Origin of the sequence: Halorubrum distributum JCM 10118, from assembly GCF_000337335.1 — an archaeon.
Lineage (GTDB): Archaea > Halobacteriota > Halobacteria > Halobacteriales > Haloferacaceae > Halorubrum > Halorubrum distributum.
The window spans coordinates 154026-162512 of record NZ_AOJN01000048.1 but is presented as its reverse complement, the minus strand read 5'-3'; the positions used below and the strand labels follow the sequence as shown (position 1 = coordinate 162512).

Annotated in this window: 7 protein-coding genes; 3 read left to right on the top strand and 4 right to left on the bottom strand. The window is 70.8% G+C overall.

Features of this window, described 5'->3' with window-relative positions; genetic code table 11:
* The 3 genes from C466_RS08885 to proS form a co-directional block, all read right to left on the bottom strand.
* The coding region (locus C466_RS08885; RefSeq protein ID WP_004599767.1) for a DUF7345 domain-containing protein at positions 1-835 on the bottom strand (835 nt) is incomplete at its 3' end.
* Positions 836-943: 108 nt separating this feature from the next.
* Positions 944-2089: a hypothetical protein gene (locus tag C466_RS08880; RefSeq protein ID WP_004598310.1), complete on the bottom strand. Its 1146-nt coding sequence runs from the start codon at positions 2087-2089 to the stop codon at positions 944-946.
* A gap of 158 nt (positions 2090-2247) precedes the next feature.
* The gene (gene proS / locus C466_RS08875) at positions 2248-3723 is read right to left on the bottom strand and encodes a proline--tRNA ligase (protein WP_004598311.1); all 1476 of its coding nucleotides are present in this window, start codon (positions 3721-3723) and stop codon (positions 2248-2250) included.
* 144 nt (positions 3724-3867) lie between these two features.
* Between proS and C466_RS08870 the strand changes: the two genes are divergently transcribed.
* Together C466_RS08870 and C466_RS08865 are read left to right on the top strand one after the other, a co-directional pair.
* Complete coding sequence (locus C466_RS08870) at positions 3868-4467, top strand: NUDIX hydrolase (RefSeq protein WP_004598312.1); 600 nt, start codon at positions 3868-3870, stop codon at positions 4465-4467.
* A 558-nt stretch (positions 4468-5025) separates the two neighbouring features.
* A complete protein-coding gene (locus C466_RS08865; RefSeq protein ID WP_004598313.1) occupies positions 5026-6084 on the top strand; it encodes a M42 family metallopeptidase in 1059 nt (352 codons plus the stop codon).
* Between the two features lie 22 nt (positions 6085-6106).
* On the opposite strand, the gene C466_RS08860 is transcribed toward C466_RS08865, so the two are convergent.
* A complete protein-coding gene (locus tag C466_RS08860) occupies positions 6107-7408 on the bottom strand; it encodes an MFS transporter (RefSeq protein ID WP_004598314.1) in 1302 nt (433 codons plus the stop codon).
* Positions 7409-7600: 192 nt separating this feature from the next.
* Between C466_RS08860 and C466_RS08855 the strand changes: the two genes are divergently transcribed.
* Positions 7601-8485 carry a substrate-binding domain-containing protein gene (locus C466_RS08855; RefSeq protein ID WP_004598315.1) on the top strand — a complete coding sequence of 295 codons (885 nt, stop codon included), beginning with the start codon at positions 7601-7603 and terminating at the stop codon, positions 8483-8485.
* Positions 8486-8487 lie beyond the last annotated feature (2 nt).

Genomic DNA, 8487 nt, shown 5'->3' with positions numbered 1-8487 from the left:
TGGCGCCCGCCGCGCTCGGCGCCTCGTCTCCGGTCGCGTCGCTCTCGGTCGCGGTGTCTCCGCCACCGCCCGCGAGGACTCCCGATTCCCCGTCGCTCCCGTCGTCACGCCGGCGATAGGCGACGACGCCCCCGGCGACGGCGAGGACGGTGAGGAGCGCGACGATTCCGGCCGTCGGGAGCCCGGAGAGCGGCCCCGCGGGCGCGACCGAGATCCGCGGCTGGCCGGCCGAGAAGTCGACCGGTCCGTTCCAGACGACGGACCGGTCGCGCACCTCACTCGGGTCCGGCGTCGTCTCCGCGAGGCGGTACCCCTCCGGCCACGAGACGATGAGCGACGAGGAGTCGTCGAGGAACAGCCCGTCGACCGCGTCGCCGACGCGCAGTCGGTCCCCGTCGACGGCGGCGAAGTTCGTCCACTCGAACCGGTAGGTCAACACGCCGTACGCCTGCGGGAGCTCGCGCCGCTCGGCGGTGACGGTCGCGTTCGACACCGTCATGTTGCGGCCCGTCGTCGACTCGGCGGTCTCGGCGGTCGAGACCATGCGGTCGCGGAACCGGGTCGTGTACGCCTCCGTGTCGTTCTCCACGTCCGCGCGGAGCTGTTCGAACGCCTGCTCCTCTTCGTCGGTTGCGAGTCGGATCCGGTACTCGACCGTCCACTGCGCGTCGCCGTCCGGCCGAACGTCGACCTCCATCGACACGTCGTCCGGTTCGACGTCCATCTGGGCGAAGCCGCCGTCGAACGGCACCGCGCCCGCGCCCCCGGCGCCGAGCGCGAGACCGACGGCTCCGAGGAGGGCCAGGACGGCGAGGAAGATCGGCGCTCGCTGCACAGACTGTCTCACACGGACGGCCGGTAAATTCCTTCCCATCCGGGACAGTTTCGACGCCCCGTCGAGGGTCGGACCGTCCTGGGCGCCGCGTTCGGGGCCCGTCGTGAATCACCCATCGAGGCGCGAGGCGCTCCCGACGTCCGTCCACGGAGCACCCGGCGCCCCGTCGACCGACGGTGCGCCAGCGCCGCCGCTCGATCCGTTTCCGTCGGGGCCGCCGTCGCCCGGCCCGCCGCTCCCGGACCCGTCGCCGGAGCCGACCGGCGGACCGGTCGACGCGTTACCCGACCCGTCGTCGGTCCCGCCCCCGGATCCCGGCGGACCGAGCGGGTCCGACCCGTTCGCGGCGCCGGTCTCGGACCCGTTCGCGCCCGCCGCGTCCGGCGGTCCTGCTGACCCGTTACCGGGACCACCGACCGACCCGTTCCCCGGACCCGCCCCCGGCGGCCCGGCCGACCCGTTTCCCGGACCCGCTCCGGGACCACCGACCGACCCGTTCCCCGGACCCGCTCCCGGCGGCCCGGCCGACCCGTTTCCCGAACCGCCGCCCAGTGGCCCCTCGCCGGGCGGACCGGCGTCGCTCGGGGGCCCGCGTTCGGTCCCGTTCCCCGGCGGGCCGCGGCGTTCCGGACCGACCGGCCCGCCGACGCCCTCGCCGGCCACGCCCCGGGCGATGGCGGCGACCTCGGGGCCGCTGAGCTCGTTCGCGCGCTCGCGCAGCGTCGCCAGCCGCTCGTCGTCGACGCCCGTCTCGTTGCGGACGGCGGGCGGGAGTTCGGCCGCCGCGCTCGCGCTCCGGTTCAGGCCCCGGGAGAGCGTCTCGATCCGCGCGGTCGTCGTCGCCATCCGGGCGGCGTACGCGCCCTGACTCAGCTCGCCGGCCGCGCGGCGCTCGCGGAGCTCCCGCTGTCGTGCTTCCAGCTCCGCGAGCCGCTCCTCGGTCCGGTTCAGTCGCTCCGCGACGACGCCGGCGCGGCTCTCGTTCGTCTCGGCCTGCCGGAGCCCGACCTCGAAGGCGCGGGACTCGACCTCGCCCTCGATCTCGGCGCCCTGAACGCCGACGACGCCCGCGAGGCGTTCGCCGGGGCTGAGGTCGGTCGTCGCGTTCTCGGCGGTCCCGTTCTCGCCGTCGCTCGCGTTGATCGGCGAATCGGTCTGCGGCGCCACCGGCCCCGCCGGCGCGGCCGCGGCGGCCCCGGCGATCACCGCCGCGGCGACGGCCACGACGACGAGGCTCGCAATCCATCGGTTCATTACCTGCGTGTACACACTCCGTCCCTATATACCCGAAACTCCGTTAAGCCGGATCAACGCGGATTAATCGCAAGACGTGACGGGTGCCCCGGTCGCGCGCAAAAACGCGGGTCGTCTCGGCCCGGCACGTCCGAGGCCCGTCCGTTCGTCCGGGCGACTCAGTACGTCTTCGCGAAGTAGGCGGTCCGCTCGGCGTCGTCGTCGCACATCGCGCAGGTCTCGCCGTGGTCCCCGTCGGCGAGGGGGTCCTCGTCCTCGAACGGGACCATCACGATCTCGGCGGCCAGCGGCTCCTTGATCGGCTCCTCGCAGGCCTCGTCGCCGCACCACGGCGCCTTCACGTAGCCGCCGTGCTGGCCGAGCGTGCCGAGGATGTCGGCGCGGTCGTCGGCCTCGCGCACGCCCTCGTCGAGGGTCTCTTCGGCGGTCGCGTACAGCTTGGCGTATATCTCGTCGAACTGGTCGCGGACGGTCTCGGCGACGCCGTCGCGGTCGACCTCGACGCTCTCGCCGTCGGGGCGGTGGACCAGGGTGAGCTCCTCGTCGTCGACCTCGTGGGGGCCGATCTCGATCCGGAGCGGGATCCCGTTGAGCTCGTGTTCGTTGAACTTGAACCCGGGGTTGCGCTCGTCGCGGTCGTCGAGCTTGACACGAATCCCGGCGTCGTCGAGCTCGTCGGCGACTCCCTCGGCGTAGTCGAGCACGTCGTCTTTCGTGTCCTCCTGCCAGATGGGGACGACGACGACCTGCGTGGGCGCGACCGTGTGGGGTAAGACGAGCCCCTGCTCGTCGGAGTGGGTCATGATCAGCGCGCCCAGCGCGCGCCACGAGAGCCCCCACGAGGTCGTGTGGGCGGTCCGCTCCTCCTCGTCTTCGTCGGAGTAGGTGATGTCGAACGCCTCCGCGAACGACTGCCCGAGGTGATGCGAGGTGCCGGCTTGTACGGACTTCCCGTCGGGCATCAGCGCCTCGACGGTCGTCGTCGTGTCCGCGCCAGGGAACTTGTCGTGGTCGGGCTTTTGCCCCTTCAGGACCGGCAGCGCGAGCAGGTCCTCGTAGACGGACTCGTACTGGTCGAGCCGCAGCAGGGTCTCTTCCCACGCGTCCTCGCTCGTGGCGTGGGCGGTGTGGCCCTCCTGCCAGAGGAACTCCTTCGTCCGGAAGAACGGCTTCGTCTCGGTCGCCTCCCACCGGACGACGGAGCACCACTGGTTCACGCGCAGCGGGAGGTCGCGGTGGCTGCGGACCCACTGCGAGATGTACGGCGTGATGATCGACTCGGAGGTGGGGCGGACCGCGAGCCGCTCTTCGAGCTCCTTGTTGCCCGCCTCGTCGACCCACGCGACCTCGGGGTCGAACCCCTCGACGATGTCCTTCTCCCGTTCGAGGTACGACTCGGGGATGAACAGCGGGAAGTAGGCGTTCTGGACGCCCGTGTCCTTGAACTTCGCGTCGAGGAACCCCTGGAGCCGCTCCCAGACCGCGTACGCCCGCGGGCGGGTGACGATGAAGCCGCTCATCCCTTCCGGGCCGTAGTCGGCGAGGCCGGCCTTCCGTACGACCTCGGCGTACCACTCGCCGGTGTTGTGCGTCTTGGACTCGGTGATCCCGAGCTCCTGGTCGTCGTCGCTCATTACTCTCGAAAGCGGGTGTCGCGGGCTTAAAAGGTCCGAACCCGACCGCCGCGGCGCGGTCTGCCCCGGGCTTGCGGATAGATCACGTCCCGCGCGGACGGAATCCGGGGAAACGTTAACCGCCTCGCGTCGCCTAACTCGCCCATGGACCTGTCGGGGCTGCGTCGACACGCGCCGCAGTCGCTCGCCGGGCGGCGGCAGGCCGCGGTGTTGGCGCCGGTGATCGCGCGCGACGGGGAGGCCCACCTCCTCTTCACCAAGCGCGCCGCGCACCTCGGCGAACACCCCGGACAGATGAGCTTCCCCGGCGGCGGTCGCGAGCCGATCGACCGGACGCTGACCGACACCGCGCTGCGCGAGGCCGACGAGGAGGTCGGAATGCGGCCGACGGAGGTCGACGTCCTCGGTCGGATCGACGACACGCGCACCTCGTCGCAGTACGCGGTCCGCCCGTTCGTCGGCGTCGCGCCCGACCGCGAGTACGTCCCCGACGAGTCGGAGGTCGCGGAGGTGGCGATCCTCGCGGTCGACGCGCTCACCAACCCCGCGAACTACGAGTCGGAGCGACGCGTCGGTCATCCGGAGTACGGCGACCACCGCGTCCACTACTTCCACGTCGACGGCTACACCGTCTGGGGCGTGACCGGCCGGATGGTCGTCCAGCTGTTGGAGCGGACGACCGACTGGCGTGCGCCCGCCGAACCGGACCGCGTGGTCGGCGCGGACGCCGAGCTACCGATTTGAGTAGTACTCCGCGTGGGATGTCTATTTATAAATAGCTGGCAGTAGATCGGCGTCGAACACCGCCAAAGCCCCAGCCGTTCGCTTATAAATCGTTGACTTCGGATCGACCGCGAACACCGCCAAATCCCCAGCCGTTCGCTTATAAATGGCTGATAGCGGCTCGGCGGTGAACACCTCCAAAGCCCCAGCCGGGAGGCTGGCGCACGCTCGCTGCGCTCCTCACTCGGTCGCTCACTGCGTTCGCTCCCTCGTTGCGGTGCTTGCGTCGCCTGCGCCAGCCTCCCGGCTGCCCCTTTGAGTCCCGCCCCGGCACCGCACAGCCCCGCACCTCACACCTCCCCAGCCTCGTCGCTCGCTTCGCTCGCGACTCCCTCGCGCGTGCTCCTCGCGGCCGCCTTTGGCGGCCGCTCGCAGGCACGCGCCACCGCGGATTCATTTATAAACAACTCTCGTCGCCGTTCACGGTTATTTAAATATCGGATCACTCGCGGTTCGGCGAAGGGCGACGGTCGTGCCGGATCCTGCGGACCTTTGTCGCTGGCGCGGACAGGTGAAGACATGCCACGCGAGTTCGACTTCGACTTCGACCTGCTCCGAGAGCTGACCGAGGCCCGCGGCGTCCCCGGCTACGAGGACGACGTCCGCGAGATCGTCCGCCGCGAGTTCGCCGACAGCGTCGACCGGGTCCGGAGCGACGCGATGGGGAACGTCGTCGGCACGATCGAGGGCGACTCGGACTACTCCGTCGCCGTCGCGACCCACATGGACGAGATCGGCTTCATGGTCCGCCACGTCACCGACGAGGGGTTCGTCCAGGTCGACCCGCTCGGCGGCTTCGACGCCCGGGTGTTGCGCGCGCAGCGCGTCACCGTCCACGGCGACGAGGACCTGACGGGCGTCATCGGCTCCGTCCCGCCGCACACGCTCACGGAGGAACAGCAGGAGAAAGACGACGAGGTGAAGGACGTGTTCATCGACCTCGGCCGCGACGCCGAGGCGGTCGAGGAGCTGGTGAGCGTCGGCGACCTCGTCACCCTCGACCAGACCACGACGCGGATGGGCGACCGCGTCACGGGGAAGGCGCTCGACGACCGGATCTGCCTGTTCGCGATGCTGGAGGCCGCGCGCCGGATCGACGACCCCGACGTGACGATCCACTTCGCGGCGACGGTCCAGGAGGAGGTCGGCCTCCGCGGCGCGCGGGCGCTCGGCGTCGACGTCGACCCCGACCTCGCCGTCGCCCTCGACGTCACCGTCGCCAACGACGTGCCGCAGATCGGCGACCCGGCCGACGCCGTCACCGAGCTCGGTGAGGGGACGGCGGTGAAGCTGAAGGACTCCTCGGTGATCACCAGCCCGAAGGTTCACAGCCGGCTCACCGACGTGGCCGAAAGCGAGGAGATCGACCACCAGCACGAGGTGTTGCCCGCGGGCGGCACCGACACCGCCGGGTTCCAGAACACGGCGGGCGCGAAGCCCGTCGGCGCCATCTCGATCCCGACGCGGTACCTCCACACCGTCACCGAGACCGCCGACGGCGGCGACGTCGAGGCGACGATCGATCTGCTGACGGCCTTCCTGGAGTCCGAGACGGGCGACCACGACTACACGCTTTAAACGATTTTTCCGCTGATCGAGATCAGTCGTCGCCGGGGACGGCCCCGCCCGGGTCGCGGCGGGCTCGGTGGGCCGCCCGGGCCTGCCACGCGAAGCCCGTGGTCGCGAACGCGATGAACGCGGCCGCGAGCAGGAACCCCGTCTCGGTGGTCGTCCAGTCCATCGTGGTGCCGACCAGCACGGGCCCGACGACCTGCCCGACCTTCCACGAGACGGAGCGCAGGCTCATCGCGCTGGCGACGGAGTCGTACGCCTCGCCCTCGCTGACGAACAGCGACATGCTCGCCGGCAGTCGGATCGAGTCGGCGACCCCGAGGAGCGAGTAGGCGGCGAACAGCGCGAAGAAGGCCCCGCCGAGCGTCTGGGAGTCGCCGAGATAGGAGACGGTGACGGGCGCGAGCGTCCCCTCGAAGTACGCCGCGAGCGGGATGATCGCGGTGCCGACGCCGTACAGGAGCGCGCCGACCGCGACGAACAGGTACGTGCGCTCGTAGCGGTCGGTGAGGTCGCCGACGAACCCTTGCGTCAGCGCCTTCGTCAGCTTCCCGCCCGCCATGATCCAGCCGATGGCGAACGCGGAGATGCCGAACGTCGTCCGCGCGTAGATGGGGAGGAAGATGATCACCGCCATCTTCCCCACGCTGAACGTGAACCGGAAGAAGACGAGCGCGCGCAACATCGGGAGGCCCAGCAGCGACCGGAACGTCTCGATCCCGCCCGCGTCCTCGGGGTCCTTCCGGCCGCCGGGGTTGTCGCGGAGGAAGGCGAAAACGAGCGCGAACGCGGCGAGCGTGACGAGGGTCAACACGAGGTACGTCTCCGTGAACCCGTACGCGTACAGGAGGTAGCCGCCGACGAGGTCGCCGGCGAGCGACGAGAAGGAGGCGAACTGGTTGTACGAGCCCAGCCACCGCCCCTGCTCGTCGTCCGGGCTGATCTCCCCGATCACCGTCGCGCCCGTGATCCAGAGGACGCTCGCGCCGAGCCCCTGGACCATCCGCACGAGGATGATGTGAACCGAGCTGTCGACCAGCGCGAAGCCGACGAAGACGGCGACGTTGATCAGGAAGCCGCCGAGCAGCCACCGCTTCGCGTTCCCGGTGTCCACCTTCCGGCCCAGCGGCAGGACGATGACCAGCTGGACGATCGCGAAGGCGGTGCCGAACAGGCCCTCGACGAACCCGGTGGTGCCGAACAGGTCCGCGTACAGCGCCAGCGCGATGAGGATCGTCGAGTACGCCTGACTACGGGCGAACGCGGTCCCGGCGAGCGCCGCGAACTCCCGGTCCCCGAGCAGCCGTACCGAGTTGCCGAACTGCGCCACGGTCGTCTCTCGTCGGAGCAACGACGGCGCGAGAAAAAAGCGCCGTCGATCCGGCGGTCCGCGTGGGGTTATCGTTTCAGGCGGCCGATACGCGAGTCGGACGCGGCGCCGCCCCACGACGAGCGGCGTTCCAGCGCCGAAACAGCTACCGGTTAATTCATAGGAAAGTGTGCCCAATTTCGGCTACATCGCATGCGCCGTCGACAGTACGTGCGGGCGCTCGGCCTCGGCGGTGCCGCCTCGCTGGCCGGCTGTACGAATCGGACCGAGGAGCGCCCGTCCGACCTCGGGTCGCTGACGCTCGCCACCGCCACGACGGCGTACGACAGCGGGCTGCTCCCCGTCCTGAACCGGGGGTACGCCGACCGGTTCGGCGCGGAGGTGGAGTCGGTCGTGCGCGGGACGGGCGCCTCGCTCCGCACCGCCCGGGACGGCGACTGCGACGTCGTGCTCGTCCACGCCCGCCCGCTGGAGGACGAGTTCATCGCCGAGGGGCACGGGATCAATCGACGCCGGGTGATGGTCAACGACTTCCTGGTCGTCGGGCCGCCCGACGACCCCGCGGGCGTCGCCGGAGCGGGTCCCGTGTCGGCGTTCGAATCGATCGCCGACGCGGAGGCGACGTTCCTGTCGCGGGGCGATCGGTCGGGAACCCACATCCGCGAGCGCCGGATCTGGGACGAGGCTGGCGTCGATCCCGGCGGCGAGTGGTACCTCGAAACCGGTCAGGGAATGGGCGACACGCTGACGACCGCTCAACGGTCGGGCGCCTACACCCTCGTCGACCGCGGCACCTTCCTCGCCGTGGGCGGCGACGGCGCCCTCAGCCGGCACGTCGACTTCGGAATCGACCACCCGCCGCCGCTCCTCCGGAACGAGTACGCCGTCATCCCGGTCAACCCCGCCCGACACGACGCGGCGTACGCGCTCGCCATGTCCTACGTCGGCTACCTCACCGGTCCCGGACAGTCGCGGATCGAGGGGTTCCGGGTCGACGGGGAGCGGGCGTTCCGGCCGCTCGCCCGCTCGGCCGACCCCGAGTTCGAGCAGTACGTCCCGAGCGACTGGGATGGGTGACG